The following is a 20,818-nucleotide window of genomic DNA, read 5'->3' as shown; positions in this document are numbered from 1 at the left end:
TATGGTAGAATAATGGGCGCAATAATTGGGTTAAAAATAATGAAGTTGGTGTATTCAATGGGATTAGCCGGGATTTTAAATAAGGACATTTGTTATGAAAAAATTAAATCTATAATGATTCCCCATCAAGAATTACTTAATTGGGTTTTAGATTTAGCCCAAAAAAATAACATTCAAGTACAGCTGGACTCAGAAATAGGTTATGGCCAAGATGGTTCAAAAGTACAAGGCTCAGGTTCAGGGGTTCCTAGTGTTAATATTGGTGTTCCTATTCGTTATGCGCATCAACAAGCCGGGATGTTTGATAAACGCGATTATGATCAAGCAGTTAAATTAGTTAGTCTTATCGTGACGCATCTCAATCAGCAAGTAGTTGAGCAAATTAAAGCAGGTTAAGGTGAAGCGGTGAAACCTGGTTTAATGCTGGATTCTGAACATAGGCTTCTTTGAACGGGCTAAGAATCGACCTGTTTCCTGTTTGAGGCTTAGCTTGCCTACCTCCCGCGGCTTGTCCCTGAGAGATGGTCACAAAAAGTGACCATCTCTCAGGCATAAAGCGCGGTACGTAGAGAAATTTAAAGCAGTACGTAGAGAAATTTAAGCGGTACGTAGAGAAACTTAAGGGGTACATGATAAATTTAAAAAACTGACGATCGTTCAGGGCTTGTCCGCGGGGTCCAGAAATTTGGACTTTAATATTAAAATTCGAAGAGATGTATTAGATTTCCTGTATATTCTTGCTAATTCATTTTTTCCTTGCATTGCTGCAGAAAATATTTTGCGGGTAAGTCATTGGGATTACTTATTATGATTTGTTCAAAAAGACTTGCGGCTTCATCAAATTGTTTCGTCTCATAATGCTCCAATGCTGAGGCAAAAATAGAGGCTGAATCTTTTTTAAATTGCACTTCGGCTGGAGGGTTATGATTAAAGACCTCATAAATTTTTATGGGTACACTTTTACCTTTTACTGTTGTCAAACCTAAGAAACGCAGATCGTATTCATCTTTTTGTTTTAATTGTTCATAGGTTTCTTCACCAATAATGAGTTCAATACTAAAATTTCGAGTTAATGTTTCAAGCCGGGAAGCGGTATTGACCGCATCACTAATGACACTGCAATCCATACGTTTTTCAAAACCCACAGTACCAAGAATTAAATTACCCGTGTTGATACCAATTCCTACATTAATGGGCGGCAGGTTATCGCGTATTCGCGTGGCATTAAAAGCCTTCAAGGCTTCTAACATATCCAATGCAGCAACAACGGCATCATCTGGCTCATTGAATAAAGCCATAATTGCATCACCAATATATTTATCAATGAGACCCGAATTTTTAAGAATGGCAGGATCTAAATAACTCATAAGTGTATTAAAAAGATTGAAGATTTCAACAGGCGATAAGCGTTCGGCCATAGTAGTAAATGCTTTTATATCTAAAAAGAGAACGGTCATGACCTTTTCAACACAATCACCGAGTTTAATATCCGAAATATTCTTACGATTAAGCACCTTGAGAAAATCCTGAGGGACGAAACGCGCTACTGCAATTGCATTTTGCTGGATCTCGACCAGCTTATTGATCAGCTCTTCATTGAGAGCCCTGACCTTTTGTTCCGCGAACTGTAAATCCTGAAAGTAAGAATTGGTGCGCACCATATAACGGACGCGATACCCTAATAGAGTTGGATTAATGGGTTTGGTGGTAAAATCGGTAGCTCCAGCCTGGTACGCCTTATTCACTGATTCATAGTCTTCTAAACCGGTCACCATCATGATGGGAAGATAATGTAAGTCAGGTAATTTTCGAATCTCGGCACATACTTCAAAACCATTGAGGCCAGGCATCTCCACATCCAGCAAAATCGCGTCAGGTTTCGTGGTTTTGAGTAGCGATAAGGCAGCTTCACCATGTTCTGCCTGAATGACATTAAAACCCGCTTTGGTTAATGCATCACAGGTTATTAAACGCATAGTGGCGCTATCATCTACAATCAAGATCACCGGATTTTCTTTTTCCATAAAGGAGTTACTCATCTTCACGGGTACAAATTTTTGTTAAATAACGTGCAATTTGCTCCAACTCAATGACCTGATCTACAGCATTCAATGATTGAGCAACGGCTCCCATACCAAAGACTATGGAACTTTCCTGATCTTGAATCAAGGTATGCCCCTGAGCTTCTTTTAATTCCAATAAGCCTTCTGCACCATCATCACTCATTCCGGTTAATAAAATACCAATGGCATTTTTTCCACAGACTTTCGCAACTGATTGCAGTAATCGGGTAATCGAAGGACAAAAACCCGAAACAGGGGGGCCATCAACTAATTTACAGACTAATTGTTCATGAATACGTTCAATTACCATATGTTGGTGTTCAGGCGCTATATAGACGGTTCCCTTTTGTAATGGTTCATGGTTTACGGCATTTTTCACGGTGAGGCTTACATTCTCTTCAAGCCATTGAGCAAATCCTCGAATAAAGCCACGGCTCATATGTTGAACAACCATAATCGGTACAGGGAAATCAGCAGTTAATTGCGCCAGAATAGTCTGCAATGCCATAGGGCCGCCAACTGAAGCCCCCACTGCGATGATCTCATAATGTGTTGTTTTGGCCTGTTCCGTTTTAGGCTTTTTACCCTCATCAAAAATCAAATGGTTTTTTAAAGGTTTTTTGATGACACGAATCTCAGAAAGGCTGCGTAGGGTATCAACGATGTGTTGCCTGCTTTCTTCAAAAGAGGGAGAAAATACATTCGCGGGCTTTGCCAAAGCAGTTAATGCCCCCGCCTCAAGAATATGAAATGTGGCATGGAGTGACTCATCATTCACCAGAGAACTGATCACGACAATTGGGGTCGGATTTTGAGCCATAATAATACGTGTGGCTTCAAGCCCATCCATGATGGGCATTTGAATATCCATGGTGATAAGATTGGGTTTCAGCCTTTCAGTTAATTCAACGGCTTCTTTGCCATTTTTTGCGACACCAATGACTTCCATATCTTTTTCAGATTCTATGATGTGTTGAATTATTGCAGCTTCCGTTGGTGAATCATCAACAATTAAAATTTTTATCATAGGCAGTAGTTCACTATAGCACCATTCTTTTAATAATCTCTGAAGAGTTTAATACGAAATTAATTTGATTGTTGCCTGTCAAAGTAGCTCCGATGACGCAAGGTATATTTGATAGTGGTTCTTGCAACGGTTTGAGTACAATTTCCCTTTCACCAATAATTTCGTCGACAAGTAAGGCCATACGATCTCCATTCTTTTTGATGATAACAACAGAGATATGTTCTGTTCTATTTTGTTTCTTTTCATCAAGACGGAGGATCTTAGACAAAGAGCATAACAAAACTGGTTGTTCTTTGACAAGAACAGCAGGGCTTCCTTCCACGGTAATAACCTCATGTTTCTTTAATAGCATGACACTTTCTACAGAGTTGGTAAGAAGCACAAATATTTGGTGATTGCATGCAACAATCAATCCACGTTCTGTAGCTAATGTAAGCGGGACTCTCAGGAAAAAAATAGTTCCTTTCCCTGGTTCACTTTCAACACTGACTTGGCCTTTTAAACGGAGTAAATTGGATCGCACCACATCCAAGCCCACGCCTCGACCAGAAATATCAGTTGCAATTTCCCGAGTTGAAAAACCAGGACGAAAAATGAGCTCGTAAAGCTCTTCTTTTTTCATCGTCTCAAGTTCGGGTTGGCTGATGATGTTTTTTTGTAGTGCCGAGCGAATTAAATCATTTGTTTTAATCCCGATACCATCATCAATTATTCTAAAGACGATCTGATTGTCTTCTTGATTTACGTTAATCGAAATATTTCCTTGTGGTGTTTTACCAGCAGCTTTGCGAGCTTCGCTATTTTCTATGCCGTGATCGATGGCATTGCGGAGAAGATGGACTATAGGATCTTTTAAGCCATCAAGTATCATTTTATCCATTTTTACATCATTACTATTTATTTCGAGATTCACTTGTTTGTTTAGCTCATGCGCCAAATCACGTACAATTCGCGGTAAATAACGTAATTGAGTCGTTACCGGTATAAGCCGTAAGGTACGAATTTCTTCCTGTAGCGCATTTAACAAAATGGATAACTCGCTTACCGAAGTATGCAACTCCCTTTGCATTAAGTGAGTTGAATTATTGATTTCAGATAATTCCACAAGGCTTGCGGAGAATAAAGTAGCTAAAGGGCTGATTTCATTTTCAGAAAAAGCATTGGAATAGTCTCTATCTTTTTTCCATGATTGGACCAGATGATCGATTTTGTAATTCATCTTGGTAAATTTGGAATAGTATTCTTCTATAGCAATTTTAATGGCTTGGATTTCTTCAGTATAAACTGAAACGCGATCTAAATTTTGCAAAGAGACCCGTATTGATTCAAATTCATTGGTTTTACCCTGTATTTCTTGAGTCTTAGGTGCTTTTTCAAGTGTCGCTGAAGATTCAATCGTGGGTTCTAATGCGGAGGGTATTTCTTGAGCAGGTGATTCTGTATAGTGTTCTAGCTGCCGTAAGTGGTTTTCTAAATCAAAAGATAGGGGTTTTTGTTCCGTGTAACAGTGCATTGCTTCATTCATGTAATCGATCGATTGCAGACACAGATTAATGAGCCCTGGGGAAATTTTAATGATTTTTTTCTGGACCGCCGCAAATAAAGTTTCTATATGATGGGCAATCTCACCAATATCATTAACGCCTATACCACGTGCAGATCCTTTGATGTTATGAGCAACACGAAACATTTCTTCCAGTAAACTCTGAAAATCTTCTTCTGATCGAGTTCCCTTTTCAAGCTGCAGCAAACCATCCGTTATCGTGATTAAATTTTCCTGGAGTTCCACTTTGAATGTTTCAACGAGTTTTTTTATAAATTCATTATCCGCAGCGTTAGCCAGAGGCTTTGTCACAGGGGCAGGCTCAGATAAAGCCGGTTTTTCCCCCATAATTTGAATTTCTTCTTTTTTTTCTTCATGAATTAACGTCTGTTGGAGTTGCTCTAATAATGCATGAAGCTCGGCTGAAAGTGGCTTTTTTTCTCTAAAATCATGGAGGATTTCACGCATTCCATCTGTGGCACGAAATGTTAAATGAATTCGTTCAGGTGATAGGGTTTGGGAAGGCTCAAACAATTTTTCAACGCACTCGGCGATTTTCCCCAACTCATCAATACCTACAGAAAGTGCTGATACTTTAATATTACGTCCTGCTCGAGAAATCTGTTCCATCAACTGGCTTAAATCACTCACTGATTCGCCACGCTCAATCTTTTTTAAATGATCGGTGATGAGCATCAATAATGATTCAAGTTCCGTACTAAAGGTTTCAAGAATCTGCTTTAATAAATGATCGTCTGGAGTCATATGGCGCCCCTAAACTTTATAAAAATTCACATCATCCTTTAGATGTTTGGCAATATCATCCAAATTATGAATAAATGCCATCATCTCTTTTATGCTGCTGGAAAAAGTTGAGGTAGTGCGATTAATTTCATTCATGCTCTCAACGATTTGCTCAATCCCAACAGCTTCTTGCCGAATGGCTACTTCAATATGTTGGCTCGAAATCGATGCTTCATTAATCATTTTACTTAGGGCTTGGATGACATTGCCTGCTTTCTCAATGAGTTTAATCCCTAGATCAAGCGTTTTGGCTCCTTCCTCTGTAACCGTGACCGCTTTTTCGGTAGTACGTCGGATATCCTCGAGAATTTTTTGTACCTGTACGGTTGACTGTTCTGATTGTTCAGCGAGATTTCTTACTTCAGTTGCTACTGCGGCAAAACCCTTTCCAGCCTCTCCTGCTTTTGATGCTTCAATCGATGCATTCAATGCCAACATCTTTGATTGTTGGGCAAGTGTATTTACTACAGAGGTAATGTCACCAATTTGTTGGGTGTGATTACTTAAATCAAGAATAGTTTGTGCAATAAGCTTCATCTTTTCTTCTGACGCTTTAATCCCTTGAATACTTTGCTCTACTGACTCGGTGCCTAACTTTCCTTGCTCATAAGTGTTTTTAGCAACTTCGCGCAGAGTTTGCGCTTTAGCCATCGTTTGTTTTGAACTCTTATCTATTTCTTCCAATGATGCACTGATTTCATTTATAGCTGATGCTTGAGATGTAATCCCTTCTGCTTGTTCATTGGCTGAAGTGAGTACGGTTCCAACCATAGTGACTATATCATTGCTGACTTTACTAATTTTTTTGGTGATTGATGCCAATCCATCAGTCATTGAATTTAAGTCTTTGCCCAGATCTTGTAAGATGTCTTCTTGGTCTATTTCAAGACGTTCTCTAAGATCGCCCGCAGCAACTTTACTGCTATGGATTCTAAATTTTTTCGATGAATTAACTAATTTCTCAAATAATTCACGAGACTCTACTTCTTTTTGGCGAAGAATTTCTTCATTCCCTTTAATTGCTTCTTGCATGGCTTTTAGCGATAAAAGTAGTTTGCCAAGTTTATCTTCAGATCGAATTTTAATATCTATATTACGTTCACCTGCAGCAATTCGTTCGGCAATATTAATTGCATTATCCACTGGACGAGCTATAGACCGTTGTGTTGCGTAAGGAACGATAAGGGTCAAAAGGATTGCCAAAATCAATAGCCCATAAGCGTATTTCTTTAGTGAATATAAGCTATGATTTATTTGGTCTGTATTTTTTTCAATTTCGTGTGCCAATACCATGTACAAGCCACCAGTTCTCTTTCCTGTAGTTTCAGAATAGGTGCCCAAAATAAGGTCAATCATGGCGCTTTCGACTTCCCTGGTTTTGTTCCTGCTGTTTTCTACATTATTTGCATTATTGGGATCTCTAGGGGCATTTATTATTGATGCTTGGACATCATAAAGAGGGATATACAATTCTTGCAATTTATCCCATTGTTCCTGTAATTGCTTATCGCCCAGCGAATGCATTACTTGATCCCATTGATTCCTAACCTCATTGATATCATTCCACAAGCGGGTCAAATGCTCTTTAGTATGTGGGTCACCTGTCATTGCCCAATGTTCGAGGAGGTCTTGGGTTTGATAGATTTGGCTATCAAGAATTTCGGGTAAGTTTTCACTACGAATTTTTCCACTGAGATAGACTATTTCATTTATTTTAGGCAACAACAAAATAATTAATAGTATTACAGGTAGGCTAAGGCTCATAAATCCAATAAACAAGCGGGCACGTACTGTGATAACAAAACCTCGTTTATTCGCCTTAGTTTCCATGACCCTCTCCTATTTTGTATAAACGTGTTTTAATTTCTTGACTTATGCTTGATATAAAAGTCTCCATATTAATGATTGCTGTGACGGCATGATGTAATCCCAGAATATATTCTGGATTGGTCACATTTGCAGAAGATAATGGAGTCGCTAATTCACTTGGCACATAAGTCTCACTGCCCTCGATGCGATGAACAAGCAAACCAAGAGTTATATTGTTTGCCTGAACAACAATGATAAATTGATTATCCTTTTTACTGTTGTAATTCGAATGATTTAGATGGAAAAATTTGAGGAGATCCACCACGGTAATCAACGCACCACGCCAGTTAATTACTCCGGCAATAAAATTGGGCGCGAAAGGGGGAAACGCCATGGAGGTATTATGCAGGATTTCTTGAACGTATTGATAAGAAATTCCATAAATTTCATTTTTGCTTAGGTTGAAGCGAACAAAAGCAATACCATGATTTTTACGGATATCGAGCTCCTGTTGGGCAAGTTGTTTGGCTCTTGCATGCAGTATCTTTAGTGCTTCTTTACTTTTGGGCATTAATTCTGAAGCATGCTTTTGTTCTTGTATCATCATTCAAAATCCTTTTTTGTTTCATCACCTTTATCCAGTGAAAAATAGATCGCACCATCATGATGAAAGGCAAGATTTGTCCCCGTCGTAACAATAGGATCGGATGCGCCCAATAAAAGATAAGCATCTTCAGTCATGCAAGCGCTTATCTTTTTCATAATTTGAGCAACAAGCTCATTATCAAAATAAATGAGTACATTGCGACATAGGATTAAATCGACTTCAAATATACCATTAATTATGGATGGATAGCTGTTGTCACACAAATTAAGGTATTTAAATTGTACTAAATCACGAATTTCAGGTGAAAGTATATGCGTACGATTATTTTTCAGGAAATAGCGTTGCATGTATTTCTCGGGAATAGAACGCATGGACCATTGTCCATAAGTACCTTCCATTGCTTTTTTCAGTGCTGCAGTATTGATATCTGTGCCTAATAAATAGAGGTCCCATCTATCCATATTCGGTAAAAGTTCAGCTAACAGCATGGCAATGGTATATATTTCCTCACCTGAAGAACAACCGGCACTCCAAATTTTTAAAGTGAAATCGTGCGCTTTTTGTTTTATTAATTGCGGCAACAGTTTATTTTCAAGTAAATGTATTTGATTTTTATCACGAAAAAAATAACTTTCTCCCACAGTAATGGCTGCGACTAAATCAGCTAATAAAGAAGAGTTACTGGAACATTTTTTTAATTGCTCCAAATATTCTTGCGGCTGATAATTGAATTTGTTACATGCTGTGCTAATCGTTTTTGCTAACTCTTGTGCTTGATTTACATGGATCACAAGTCCAAAACGCTTGTGGATTAATTCGATAAATGCAGATTCGAGTTTTTTTATGTCATTCAATATATTATTGCTCATATTGTTACTCATGATTAGTACTCAACTGGTTGATTTCTTGAGTTAACTTTAAAGCAAAAACCCAATTGATATTGAGCAATAAAGAAACACCGGTTTCCAGAGTCACAGCCCCCAAAAAAGGTGAATTATTACGTGTAAATTCTTCATGTATTTCAATTTGTTTTTCATCAATGTTGCTCAATTCAAGCACTTTATCAACAATGAGGCCAATTTGATGTGTTCCATCGGAGCAAAGTAAAATGGGTATATTTAAAGGATATTCTTCATTTCGTGTCAAACCGGTACAAATAGCTAAGTCTAATACAGGAATACATTTATTTTTAAGATTCATTAATCCTACCAAATACACTGGGCATGACGGAACGATTTCAAGCATAGGCAAGGGTAGAATTTTCTCAATATAGTGCAGGTCCATACAGACTTGTATGTCATATAGAAGAAAATGGAGAACTGTTAGGTTCTTGGGGAGCACTTTATATTCTTCCTTAATATCTCTTTATCATTTAGTGTCTATCATAGTGTAAATAAACCGGTATAAATCAATTTGTTAATTCATTATAGTTATAGACCGAATGGGATAGATGTACAAGACAAGTTCTATGTGTTTTAGACTTAGTCTGAGAAAAGCACATAACCGGGAGCTATAAAGGCTCCCAAAGTTATGAGTTCAGTAGAGATTTAAACAACAACTCAGCTAATCTACATGCGCAAAATAATTTAAATCCAATTCGCGGGCTGCTTTAACATCATCGAGACGTTTGACCGGTAAAGTATGAGGTGCATCTTTAACCAAGCCTGGGTTTGTGGCCGCTTCTTCTCTAATGGTTTTCATGATGTGGACAAAGCGATCTAATTCTTCTTTGCTCTCAGTTTCTGTTGGTTCAATCAAAAGGCATTCAGGAATGAGTAGCGGGAAATAAGTGGTGGGGGCATGAACACCATAATCCAGCAACCTTTTGGCAAAATCCATTGCTGAAACACCATACGCTTTCTTTTCCGGATTTAAAGTTAGAATAAATTCATGAGAGGCACGTCGGCTTGGGTAAGCTGCAGTAAATCCCGCTTTTGTAAGTTCTTTGAGCAGATAATTTGCATTAAGTGTGGCATATTCTGAAACCCGGAGTAAACCTTCTTTCCCAAGTACGCGTATGTAAAAATAGGCGCGCAGTAAAATACCGGCATTCCCCATAAAACAAGACAGGCGGCCAATACTTTGCGGATAATCCTGGCTGGTTGCCCATTGATATCCTGAATCGGTTTTTTTCACTACAGGTAGTGGGATAAAGGGGAGTAAACGCTTGCCCACAGCTACAGGACCCGCACCAGGCCCGCCGCCACCATGAGGGGTTGCGAATGTTTTATGCAGGTTTAAATGCATGACGTCAAAGCCCATATCACCCGGCCTTACCTTTCCCAAAATCGCATTGAGATTGGCCCCATCATAATACAATAAACCACCGGCTTGATGGACAAGAGCAGCAATTTCTTTAATCTGACGCATAAACAAGCCCAAGGTAGAGGGATTTGTAAGCATAATGCCGGCTGTTCTTGGACCTAATTTGGTTTTTAACTCTTCAAGATCGATGTCGCCATCTGCAGCAGTAGCTATTTCCACAATCTTAAAGCCGCACATAACAGCAGAAGCAGGGTTTGTCCCATGGGCTGCCTCAGGAATCAGCATTTCATCACGTGCGGTATCACCTCGAGATTGATGGTACGCTTTAATCATGGCCACACCGGCGAATTCTCCTTGTGAACCCGCCATTGGGGTTAAAGAAACACCAGCCATACCAGTAATTTCAGCAATATATTCCTGCAAATGATGCAATGGTTCTAAAAAGCCTTGGCTGTTTTCTTCTGTGGCTAAGGGGTGGCGGTTAAGAAAATTCGCCATCGATGCTGCTTTGTGTACCCCGCGAGGGTTGTATTTCATAGTACATGAACCCAGAGGATAAAAATTGCCGTCAATGGAGAAATTTTTATGGGATAAGCCCGTGAAATGCCGTATTACTTGCAATTCGGAGCAAGCAGGCATTTTCGGGGGACTTTTCCGTTGCAATTCAGCAGGAATGGCGTATTTGCTGGTGTAAGTTTTAGGGGCTTGGGCCCTTGCCTGCCGGTTTTCTTTAGATAATTCAAAAATCAACATAATTAGCCTTCCGTTTTTTGAATAAATTCTTTAAGTTCAGTCCGAAAATTGACTGGAGTAAATTCAATAAATTCATACTTGGCAATTTCCGCCAAATAATAAGGGTCTTTCTTGAATATGGACTCCAGATATTCTCGGTCATTTGTAGCTGCAATGATGATCCCGCCGGTGCGTGGTTTCATAGGGCCAGACATCACCAATAGGCCTTGTTTATAGTAGTAATCTAGAAATTCTCTATGTGTCTGCAGATACTTATCTACCTCGTTTAGAGGAACCAAATAGGTTAACTGGATTACAAACATGAGGCACCTCGCTGAGACATAATCGCTTTCAATGTTTTCGCAAAAAACATAATTTCCTCTTCAGTGCGCATTTCAGTAGCACAGACTAAAAGGGTATTTGGCAATTGATGGTAATGAATTTCTGGAGCATATCCTCCAGTAATACCTGCATCGGCTAATTGTCTTAATACCTGCTCAACAGGGTGATCGAGTTTGAGTAACGCTTCATGAAAATAAGGTGCATCAAAAACCTGGGCTACCCCTTCAATTTGTGTTAAAACCTCCACTAATTGATGAGTATTATGATGGCATTGGCTTGCAACCTGGCGCAATCCTTCTGCACCCAAGAGGCTCATATGGATGGTAGCTGCTGTAACCAATAAACCTTGGTTGGTGCAGATATTTGAGGTTGCTTTCGCTCGGCGTATGTGCTGCTCCCGTGCTTGCAGGGTTAAGGAAAATCCTCTTTTTCCATCCTTATCTAAAGTACATCCAATGAGTCGTCCGGGCATTTGACGCACATGAGCCATACGCGTACTTAAAAAGCCAAAGTATGGACCTCCTGATGCCATAGGAGAACCAAAAGGTTGACCTTCTCCGCATGTAATATCTACACCGTGCTTGCCCCATAATCCTGGCGGTTTTAATAAGGCCAGTGACACGGGATTAACACAAGCGACACTAATTGTTTTGTTCTGGTGTGCCCAGTCACTGAGTTCATCCACTCTTTCCAAACAACCAAAAAAGTTAGGCTGAGTAATCACCAGAGCAGTGATATCCTCTCCTGTATATGGATCTAATGCGGAAAGAGAGGTAATACCTTGTTTTTCATCAAACGGTAAGGTAATCACTTCAATATGCTGGTTGCGTAGGATGGTTTCGATGGTTTCACGATAAAAAGGATGAGTTGTTCCGGTGAGTAATACTCGACTTGTTTTGCTGTGTTTATTGACCCGTACTGCCATTAAAATGGCTTCAGCTAATGCGGTGGCCCCATCATACATCGACGCATTCGATACTTCCATGCCGGTTAATTCACAAATCATGGTTTGGTATTCATAGAGCAACTGCAAAGTCCCTTGACTGGCTTCCGCCTGATAAGGGGTATAAGCGGTTAAGAATTCACCACGAGAAGCGATATCCCACACTGCTGCAGGTATGTGATGCTCATAGCATCCTGCACCCATAAAGCAGGTTCCATTACGATTTGTATTCGCTAATTTTTGGGCTTCTTTTAACATCTCCATTTCATTGATACCGGCAGGAATATTTTGAAATCCTGCATATTGCAAAGACAATGGAATTTCATCAAATAAAGCCTGGGTGTCTTGAGCGCCAATGGCATCAAGCATTGCTTTGCTGTCTTCGGGAGTGTGTGGGATATAAGGCATGATTAATGCTCCTCAGCAATCTCATTTTGATATTGTTCGGCGGTTAGTAAACTATTGATTTCATCAGGATGACTGGGTTTCAATTTGACAAGCCAGCCAGCAGCATAAGGGTCAGAATTAACAAGAGCTGGATTTTCGACAACTACTTCATTAATAGCAGTGACAACGCCGCTAACGGGTGCATAAAAGTCAGAAGCGGCTTTTACTGATTCTACAACGCCAAGCTCTTCACCAGCACTTACTTCATCCCCAATTTCTGGCAATTCGACAAAAACCATGTCGCCCAATAATTGTTGCGCATGATCGGTAATCCCTATTGTAACTCCGTTTTGTTCTTCCTTTAGCCATTCATGGGTATTAGTGAATTTTAATTCATTCATTGTCTTATCCTTATCTAATTATATACTTAATTTCGAGGCTTTGGCTGCAAGCCCTGCCAATCTACGCTCCGCGGATTGGCCGCGGAGTCCAGAATATCCATCGATACTGGATCCCGTGAATAAATCACGGGACGTAGTGGTGGAAACGGTGTTGAGGCCAATTCCGATTTTTAAATAGCTTTTCCTGCTTTAACAAAACGTGGCTTACCTGCTTTTGCAGGGATTAATTTACCACGAATGTCTACCATCACTTCATCACCTGCTTCAACTGGTACTCTTGCCAAGGCTATGGATTTTTCCAATGTGGGAGAGTAGCTGCCGCTAGTAATAATCCCATCAGGATGACCTGGAATGATTACTCTTTGTCCGTGACGCATAATCCCTTTATCTAATAAGGTAAGTCCTACCATTTTTCGTTTTATTCCTATTTGTTTTTGCGAGAATAAGGCACCCATTCCGATAAAGTCACGATCTGCAGGTTCCCATTTAATGGTCCAAGAAAGTCCCGATTCTAATGGGTTGGTGGTCGTATCCATATCTTGACCATAAAGAAGCATACCGGCTTCCAGTCGCAGCGTATCGCGAGAGCCCAAGCCACAAGGATGTACTCCCGCCTGCATTAAATCATTCCATAATTGGACTACGGATTCTTGGGGCATGATAATTTCGAATCCATCCTCTCCAGTATATCCTGTACGGGCGAAAAACCATTGTTCAACATCCACGCATTCAAAATGTGTCAGCGTTGATACTGCATCAATTTGGGCGGGATTAAGAATCTTTAGTGTTTTTTCTATTGCCTTAGGCCCTTGGATGGCAATCATCGCCAATTCTCTTCGTTCTTGCAAGCCAACAGCAAATCCTTCACTTTTTTTGCGAATCCATGCCAAATCATTATGTCGGGTCGCTGAATTCAGGACAACTCGGTAATTATCTGAAGCACGTTGATAGACGATGAGATCGTCAATAATCCCCCCGTGTTCATTACACATACAGCTATAAAGCGCTTTTCCATTGTGTTCGAGCTGGTCTACATCATTCGTTAAAAGCTTGCGCAAAAATTGGCGACCGCCGGCGCCAAGAATATCAACAATGGTCATATGTGAGACATCAAACATGCCTGCATCTTTACGAACAAAGTGATGTTCATTAATCTGAGAGCCATAATGCAAGGGCATTTCCCAGCCATGAAAGTCGACCATTTTAGCGCCACATGTTTGATGGGTGGCATGAAGGGGAGTTTTAGCAATCATTGTACGTCCTTTTTCAATCACCTAAATGTGGGTGATTATACCTATTGCGATATATACTGTATATTGCATACTGCATTTTTCTTAGGACAACTTTAATGACTGGGCTAAATAGTTGGCGTTGGATGCTGGATTTAGGATGGCTCCTCTTCCTTATTATCATCTTCAGGCATTTTTGGCGTGACAGGCAAGTTTTGGTGCAAGCTCAGACCTGGTTACAAGTTAAAGGTCGTATTACTGCGTGTGAATGGTCCAAAGTGGGTCATAGTGTTTGGCCTAAAATTGAATACACCTATCAAGTTTATGATAGAGATTTAACTGGAGAATATTTATTTTTAGATACAGCCCATAATAATCCGAACAGTAAATATTCTCGTGGTGTTGCTTATAAAGCGGCTGTTGCCTTTCAAGAAAATGCAGAAATTGATGTTTATTACAATCCTAACCACCCGGAGCAATCCGCTTTAGATGTAACCATACCAACCAAATTAAATATTATTTTAATTTTGATTGGTATGTTAATTGCTGTGCATCTGGGACTCATTGTTTGGCATTATTTGGGGTAGGTTGACTTGGGGGTGGTGTGTTTGGAGCAGAAGTACTTGGTGTACTTGGTGGTGTGGGCTCATTTTCTTCAACATCACATTTACAAGGTTGTTTGGTTACTGTGGATTGTAAACGGGTAATGCTGTATCCCCGTACCCCTTGCCCTGGTGGTGCGACCATGAAATTAATGGTTACGTTCAAGTGTTGCCGTTGTTGATATTGTGGGTTTTGATAAGCGACGATTAATCCCATTGTTGCTTTCCAATGTGTTGGATCAATATTAGTGATTGTGGGCGGCGCAGTTGCCACGGAACTTACAGTGTAAAGATTCTTTTGTACATCCTCTGGCAATTTGGAAGCATTTAAAGCATTGCTATAGGCAATCCAGCCATCAGCGGTAAAATATTTACCGATTTTTTTCTGATCTTCGAGATAATTTTTATAGCTGTAGGTATATGTAGAAACGATTGCTTCATTGACCCAGACAGATAATTGAGCCTGTTCCGGTTGCGCATAACTTAATTGGAAAAAAATCGATAATAAAACCAAGACTAATTTTTTATTCATGAAAATATCCTGTTCATTAGGAATGATTATTGAATTCATAATTACTTTGCTATAGTGTAGCGCATTCATTATAAAAAAAAATCCCCGGCTGCTGCCGGGGCGAATCTCATGTTTAGATAATGAATCCAAACACTGCCCCGCTTAAGAGGGGGTAAAGCGGAGCTAAGCATTCGGGGGAAATGCTCACTATATTAGACACGAAAATTATCAAAAAGTTCAATTTTTATACAAATTATTCTGACTAAGACACATGCATGATGAAAATAATGAGGTTATTTAAGGAGAAAGCGTTTTATTCAGCTGCTTTAATCTATCGATTATGCTGTCTTTATGGTATTTTATTATCCTGAAACAAGCAGGTGGGCTCGTATCACATCAGTGCGGGTAATCTAAAGGTTTATCTAACGTCATTATTAAGTTTCACTGTTCAATTGTAAATACTGCATTTAAGTTGCAGAGTGTATATTTGGGTGTCGACAAAGTATTGAGGAGGCATTGTGCGCGAAAGTCGGTTCTACTTTGCTAATCCTGATAGATTTGGCCGATATATAAATCGTTGGGATTTGCTGCTCCTTATTCTCATTTTTTCCATATTGTTTTTTTTGGGCTGGGCTGGTTCGCAGATGGCCACTCCGTATCGCTTAGGGCAACAGATTCCTATTTCTTTGGATCCTGCCAATCTTCCTTTTTATGCACTACGTACTGTGCTTCGGATGTTTATTGCATTGTTTTTTTCAATCATTTTTACGTTCACGGTAGGGCTTTGGGCAGCTAAAAATCGTCGTGCAGAACAAATCATCATACCGGCTATTGATATTTTGCAATCCATACCGGTTTTAAGTTTCTTATCCATTACAGTGACGGCGTTTATTCGTTTGTTTCCTAACAGTCTGTTAGGACCTGAATGTGCCTCCATTTTCGCTATTTTTTGCGCTCAGGTATGGAATATGACTTTTGGTTTTTATCAATCTTTAAAAACATTGCCCCATGATTTGCAAGAGGTCTCTTCCATGTTCCGGCTGTCAGCATGGCAACGGTTCTGGAAACTGGAAGTTCCTTTTTCCATGTCGAGTTTGTTATGGAATATGATGGTCTCTATGTCCGCAAGTTGGTTCTTTGTGGTTTTGTCTGAAGCAATTTCTGTAGCACATCAAGAGATTAGGTTACCCGGGGTAGGTTCTTATATCGCCTTAGCAATCCAGCAACGTGATATACATGCTGTGGGTTATGCCATTCTGGCTATGGTTGTTGTTATTTTTTTATATGACCAAATATTTTTCCGACCTTTAATAGCATGGTCCGAAAAGTTTAAAACAGAGCCCTCACATGATGAAACTGAATATCAATCCTGGTTAGTGGATTGGATTCGTGGCAGTCGGCTAATGAAGCAGTTTGCTGAAGTGCTCAGTATTTTTACCGATCATTTTGTCAATGCGCGCTGGCTTAGGATAAATGAAGTCAAAGCAATTAAGGAAATTGACTTTAAAAAGCAAAAACGGCTGGATCGGGCTTGGAGTCTCTTGGTTTTAATTAGCGTTTGCTCTGGAGGTTGGTTCTTATTGCGCTTTATCCTCGCAGAATTGAAAGTCAGTGATATTTTGCATGTGTTTTTACTTGGAGCAGCAACGGGTACACGAGTTCTTTGCTTGATTATCATCAGTTCTTTGATTTGGATTCCAGTAGGTGTCTGGATTGGCTTAAGACCAAGAATTGCTCAAAAAATACAGCCTGTGATTCAATTCGTTGCAGCGTTTCCCGCGAATTTATTCTATCCTTTATTTGTGATTGCCATTGTAGCATTCCATTTAAACGTAGAAATATGGGTCACGCCACTCATGATTCTAGGAACTCAATGGTATATTTTATTTAATGTGATTGCGGGAGCATCGACTATTCCGCGCGAGCTCTATCTTGCTGCAGACAATTTTGGTTTAAAAGGATGGATTTGGTGGAAAAGATTGGCTTTGCCTGGGATTTTTCCTTTTTATATTACTGGTGCCATAACGGCGGCAGGTGGGGCATGGAATGCCAGCATTGTTGCAGAGTTTGTAAGCTGGGGTAATACCACACTGAGAGCCACAGGCTTAGGTGAGTACATCCAAGCCAGCACGGCCACGGGAGATTTCCCTCGAATTGCTTTGGGGACTGCGATGATGTGCTTGTATGTGCTTGCTTTTAACCATTTGATTTGGCGTCCGCTCTATCGGTTGGCGGAAGAACGTTTTAACTTTAATTAAAAGATACTTATGTCTGAAACCATTATTGCTATAGAAGGCTTGAGCAAGTCATTTAAAAAGGCAGCGGAACAAGATTTGCTTGTACTTGAGGATGTAAATTTCAAGCTGCAAGAAGGTGAAATCGTTGCATTATTAGGGAAATCCGGCTCAGGAAAGTCCACTTTATTGCGTATTATCGCTGGTCTGATAGCGCCTACAAGCGGAACAGTGACTTATCGAGGCAAACCCGTTACCCGTCCTGTTGATGGTATTGCGATGGTTTTTCAATCTTTTGCATTGATGCCATGGCTTACCGTATTAGAAAATGTGGAACTTGGCCTCGAGGCGCAAGGTGTAGGCCGTGAAGAGCGCAGACATCGGGCAATTGAGGCGATTGATATTATTGGTCTTGATGGTTTTGAGTCTGCATTCCCTAAAGAACTTTCCGGCGGGATGCGTCAACGAGTTGGTTTTGCGCGTGCACTCGTGATTAATCCCGATGTTCTATTAATGGATGAGCCTTTTTCTGCGCTTGATGTTCTGACCGCGGAGAACCTGAAATCGGATTTGTTGGAATTGTGGGAAGAAAAGAAAACCAATACCAATGGCATTTTATTAGTAACGCATAATATTGAAGAAGCAGCAACATTAGCTGATAGAATTGTAATTTTTGGTAATGATCCTGGGTACATCCGTGCCGAATTACCTGTTACTTTACCGCAGCCGCGCGATACTGAATCGCATGAGTTCCGGGCTTTGGTGGATAAAATTTATACTTTAATGACTACTGGTCCCAAAGAAAAGGCAAAACGCGCGCAGAGAGAACGGCAAATTGGTTTGGGATATCGTTTGCCTGATGTAGAGCCTTCAGAACTGACTGGTTTGATAGAAACAATGACTTCTTTTGAAGAACGAATTGATTTGCCAGAACTTGCTGATGAGCTGATGATGAATATTGATGATCTGTTTCCCATACTCGAAACTTTGGAAATATTAGGTTTTGCTAAAGTTTCTGCAGGAGATATTCAATTAAGTGACCTAGGCAAACAATTTGCTGAGGCTGATCTCCAGGAACGGAAACAATTATTTGCGCAAAGATTGTTGGAAAAAGTGCCGCTTGCCCGCTACATTCGTCGTATTTTAGATGAAAAAGTAGGTCATAGGGTTTCTGAAGAACGGTTTTTGAGCAAGCTTGAAGATTATTTAAGTGAAAAGGAAGCAGAACGTGTATTGCGAACTATGATTGATTGGGGACGTTATGCTGAGATTTTTGCTTATGATTTTAATACTGGAATTTTAAGTTTGGAAAATCCAGGTAAAGGAGTATAACCCGAGGTAAATTCCTGAGTTTGTATTAGCAAAACTCGGATTTCATTATTTTATCCATGCTAAAAAAATTTAACTATTAGTTCAAAAAACACTTAAATCACAATTATTTATTTGTTATTATTTGTTCAAATTGATCTAAGGAGGGATATTTAGCATGGAACAAAAGCAAGATTTTAATGAACATTTCAAAATAATCCTTCTAGGTGATAACTTTGTCGGGAAATCGTGTTTGTTGCAAACTTATTGTGGGGGGAATCTCTATAGTTCTGACGAGTACATGGACACAATGGGTGTTGACCAACAAATTAGTCGTCTGAAAGCGTTTAATAAAATAATCCAATTGCGTATCTGGGATGCTTCGGGAGCTCCAGGTTTACACAAAATAGTCTCATCCTATTTTAGGTCTGTTGATGCCGCCTTGATTTGTTTTGACCTAAGCAATAGAAGCTCTTTGCAGCATACGAAAGAGCATATTGAACGTTTAAAAGTAATTAAAAATGTTCCTATGATACTTGTTGGGTGTAAAGCAGATTTGGAACAACGTAGAGTTGTATCCTTTGAAGAAGCAAAGAAATGGGCGAGTGAGCTGGGACTTACTTACATAGAGGTTTCCTCTCTAAAAAAAGCAAATATCGAGCAACCATTTACACAAATTACAGAGCAAATATATATTGCCAAGCAACTCAATAAGCTAAAACCTAAATTAGAAGAATTTTTGAATAGTTATTTAATTAACCTCAAAAACCGTTCAGGTTTTTTTGCAGAACAGAACTTGGATTTAGCGAAACAAGGGACACTAAGAGAAGAGTATAAAACGCTTTTTGATAAATTGTTTCACTTGAGAAGTGTGGAAGAGTTGGCTGAGGCGTATAGAAAAGCAACAGAACTCCTTGAAAAGGCAGATAACCTTTATAAACAAGATAGTCCTTTTTTGAGCACCTTTGTATCAAGCCCACTCTCCACTGCACTGAGGCAAACAGTAGAAATTTTAGGCGGATTATTGACCCATTTATCTGCTGGAAAAGAACTGAAACACCAAAAGCCAGGGACAGTTACCAATTCGCTTTAAATCTTTTTTGGAAGACAAGGGGAGAACTACAGTGAGGGTGAAAACAAATTAATTTTTTAAATTAAATGACTTGGTTTGACGCAATAGTAATCTCTTGACATAATTATTATTGAATAGACCTCTTTCATCATTTATGAAAATCAATGAAGGCTTTAGATGGCTTAAATGCGGGATAGTTATTGTCTTAATAACTGTTGCCTGGTTTTTTCAGCATGAAATTCCTTCTCTAATCTATTGGTTGCGTACATTAGGCTATCCAGCGTTTATTGGTTTTTGCTTACTTTATTGTTTTGCCTCTCTATTATTTTTACCAAACCTACCAATTATTCTTGCAGCAGGGGCTTTATTTGGATTTTATTGGGGATTGGTACTGAATTTATTGAGCGCACTACTCAGTGCGGTAATTGCATTTATGATTAGTCGTCATGTAGGGCTAGACTGGTTATCAGTCAAAAAGAGACAACAATTAGATAGTTGGCTAAAACGACTGGATTCTTATGGATGGAAATCACTTGCTTTGTGTCGTTTAGTTCCTTTTCTACCCTGCGCCATTGTAAATTACGGATATGGTTTTACCCGGATTAAAGCTTCGGTATTTATAGTAACAAGCTTTATTTTTTTTATTCCACTGAAAATTGTGGAAACATATTGCGGCTATTGGGGCGCGAATTTTTAAAACAATAAACTAAATACATCAGGTAAAACGCATCTAAAAACAGGGTATAAATCAAGCGGCTTATGCGCAAAAATCCTGCTCCAGTCTTTCATGCAAGATCGACTGGATGCCGTGCATAAAGCACGGCAAGTAGAGTAGGCAAAGAAAGTGGTTTTATGTCCGTTTTTATTTGTCCTGTTTGGTTCTTTAGGTAAACAGATTTCAAAGACAGACATAATATAACATCAAAAGGCCTACGTTCC

18 protein-coding genes and 1 pseudogene are annotated in these 20,818 nt (G+C 39.6%); 6 read left to right on the top strand and 13 right to left on the bottom strand.

All coding sequences use genetic code 11. The annotated features are described in order from the left end of the window. Window positions 1-114 precede the first annotated feature (114 nt). Window positions 115-396 (top strand): annotated as a pseudogene (locus FOLKNPGA_RS17220) (M42 family peptidase); the annotation flags it as partial. A gap of 344 nt (window positions 397-740) precedes the next feature. Here FOLKNPGA_RS17220 and FOLKNPGA_RS17215 read toward each other — a convergent pair. The 12 genes from FOLKNPGA_RS17215 to gcvT form a co-directional block, all read right to left on the bottom strand. Continuing rightward, window positions 741-2,024: an adenylate/guanylate cyclase domain-containing protein gene (locus tag FOLKNPGA_RS17215; protein ID WP_182351043.1), complete on the bottom strand. Its 1,284-nt coding sequence runs from the start codon at window positions 2,022-2,024 to the stop codon at window positions 741-743. A 7-nt stretch (window positions 2,025-2,031) separates the two neighbouring features. Continuing rightward, entirely contained in the window at window positions 2,032-3,090 is a 1,059-nt protein-coding gene (gene cheB, locus FOLKNPGA_RS17210) for a chemotaxis-specific protein-glutamate methyltransferase CheB (RefSeq protein WP_182351042.1), read from the bottom strand. Window positions 3,091-3,103: 13 nt separating this feature from the next. Continuing rightward, complete coding sequence (locus FOLKNPGA_RS17205) at window positions 3,104-5,398, bottom strand: chemotaxis protein CheA (protein ID WP_182351041.1); 2,295 nt, start codon at window positions 5,396-5,398, stop codon at window positions 3,104-3,106. A 9-nt stretch (window positions 5,399-5,407) separates the two neighbouring features. After that, window positions 5,408-7,267, bottom strand: coding sequence for a methyl-accepting chemotaxis protein (locus FOLKNPGA_RS17200; RefSeq protein ID WP_182351040.1), 1,860 nt, complete (start codon window positions 7,265-7,267; stop codon window positions 5,408-5,410). Then, window positions 7,257-7,853: a chemotaxis protein CheW gene (locus FOLKNPGA_RS17195; RefSeq protein WP_182351039.1), complete on the bottom strand. Its 597-nt coding sequence runs from the start codon at window positions 7,851-7,853 to the stop codon at window positions 7,257-7,259. The genes FOLKNPGA_RS17200 and FOLKNPGA_RS17195 overlap by 11 nt, the downstream gene beginning before the upstream one ends. Next, window positions 7,850-8,722, bottom strand: a complete 873-nt coding sequence (locus FOLKNPGA_RS17190; RefSeq protein ID WP_232890290.1) for a protein-glutamate O-methyltransferase CheR — start codon at window positions 8,720-8,722, stop codon at window positions 7,850-7,852. Before FOLKNPGA_RS17190 ends, FOLKNPGA_RS17195 begins: the two co-directional genes overlap by 4 nt. A 4-nt stretch (window positions 8,723-8,726) precedes the next feature. Beyond that, the gene (locus tag FOLKNPGA_RS17185; protein WP_232890400.1) at window positions 8,727-9,137 is read right to left on the bottom strand and encodes a CheW domain-containing protein; all 411 of its coding nucleotides are present in this window, start codon (window positions 9,135-9,137) and stop codon (window positions 8,727-8,729) included. Between the two features lie 279 nt (window positions 9,138-9,416). Beyond that, window positions 9,417-10,871 (bottom strand): aminomethyl-transferring glycine dehydrogenase subunit GcvPB, encoded by a 1,455-nt coding sequence (gcvPB, locus tag FOLKNPGA_RS17180; RefSeq protein WP_182351036.1) that lies wholly within the window; start codon window positions 10,869-10,871, stop codon window positions 9,417-9,419. Between the two features lie 2 nt (window positions 10,872-10,873). Further along, a complete protein-coding gene (locus FOLKNPGA_RS17175) occupies window positions 10,874-11,173 on the bottom strand; it encodes a YciI family protein (RefSeq protein WP_182351035.1) in 300 nt (99 codons plus the stop codon). Then, on the bottom strand, window positions 11,164-12,543 hold the full coding sequence (gcvPA, locus tag FOLKNPGA_RS17170; protein WP_182351034.1) for an aminomethyl-transferring glycine dehydrogenase subunit GcvPA: 1,380 nt from the start codon (window positions 12,541-12,543) through the stop codon (window positions 11,164-11,166). The genes FOLKNPGA_RS17175 and gcvPA overlap by 10 nt, the downstream gene beginning before the upstream one ends. 2 nt (window positions 12,544-12,545) lie before the next feature. Further along, entirely contained in the window at window positions 12,546-12,923 is a 378-nt protein-coding gene (gene gcvH, locus FOLKNPGA_RS17165; protein WP_182351033.1) for a glycine cleavage system protein GcvH, read from the bottom strand. 170 nt (window positions 12,924-13,093) lie between these two features. Next, entirely contained in the window at window positions 13,094-14,176 is a 1,083-nt protein-coding gene (gcvT, locus tag FOLKNPGA_RS17160; protein WP_182351032.1) for a glycine cleavage system aminomethyltransferase GcvT, read from the bottom strand. A gap of 95 nt (window positions 14,177-14,271) precedes the next feature. Here gcvT and FOLKNPGA_RS17155 point away from each other — a divergent pair, with 95 nt between their 5' ends. Then, window positions 14,272-14,739, top strand: coding sequence for a DUF3592 domain-containing protein (locus tag FOLKNPGA_RS17155; RefSeq protein ID WP_182351031.1), 468 nt, complete (start codon window positions 14,272-14,274; stop codon window positions 14,737-14,739). On the opposite strand, the gene FOLKNPGA_RS17150 is transcribed toward FOLKNPGA_RS17155, so the two are convergent. After that, window positions 14,714-15,286 carry a DotI/IcmL family type IV secretion protein gene (locus FOLKNPGA_RS17150; RefSeq protein ID WP_182351030.1) on the bottom strand — a complete coding sequence of 191 codons (573 nt, stop codon included), beginning with the start codon at window positions 15,284-15,286 and terminating at the stop codon, window positions 14,714-14,716. The two genes, FOLKNPGA_RS17155 and FOLKNPGA_RS17150, sit on opposite strands and share 26 nt — an antisense overlap. 497 nt (window positions 15,287-15,783) lie before the next feature. Here FOLKNPGA_RS17150 and FOLKNPGA_RS17145 point away from each other — a divergent pair, with 497 nt between their 5' ends. The 4 genes from FOLKNPGA_RS17145 (at window position 15,784) to FOLKNPGA_RS17130 (ending at window position 20,576) form a co-directional block, all read left to right on the top strand. Then, window positions 15,784-17,523 carry an ABC transporter permease subunit gene (locus FOLKNPGA_RS17145; protein WP_182351029.1) on the top strand — a complete coding sequence of 580 codons (1,740 nt, stop codon included), beginning with the start codon at window positions 15,784-15,786 and terminating at the stop codon, window positions 17,521-17,523. 9 nt (window positions 17,524-17,532) lie between these two features. Next, window positions 17,533-18,831, top strand: a complete 1,299-nt coding sequence (locus FOLKNPGA_RS17140) for an AAA-associated domain-containing protein (RefSeq protein WP_182351028.1) — start codon at window positions 17,533-17,535, stop codon at window positions 18,829-18,831. A gap of 154 nt (window positions 18,832-18,985) precedes the next feature. Further along, entirely contained in the window at window positions 18,986-19,900 is a 915-nt protein-coding gene (locus FOLKNPGA_RS17135; protein WP_182351027.1) for a Rab family GTPase, read from the top strand. Between the two features lie 133 nt (window positions 19,901-20,033). Then, window positions 20,034-20,576, top strand: a complete 543-nt coding sequence (locus FOLKNPGA_RS17130) for a TVP38/TMEM64 family protein (protein ID WP_182351026.1) — start codon at window positions 20,034-20,036, stop codon at window positions 20,574-20,576. The last annotated feature ends 242 nt before the right edge of the window (window positions 20,577-20,818 follow it).

The sequence above is a fragment of the Legionella sp. PC1000 genome (assembly GCF_014109805.1).
Classification (GTDB): domain Bacteria; phylum Pseudomonadota; class Gammaproteobacteria; order Legionellales; family Legionellaceae; genus Legionella; species Legionella resiliens.
This window is presented reverse-complemented; position numbering and strand designations above follow the sequence as displayed.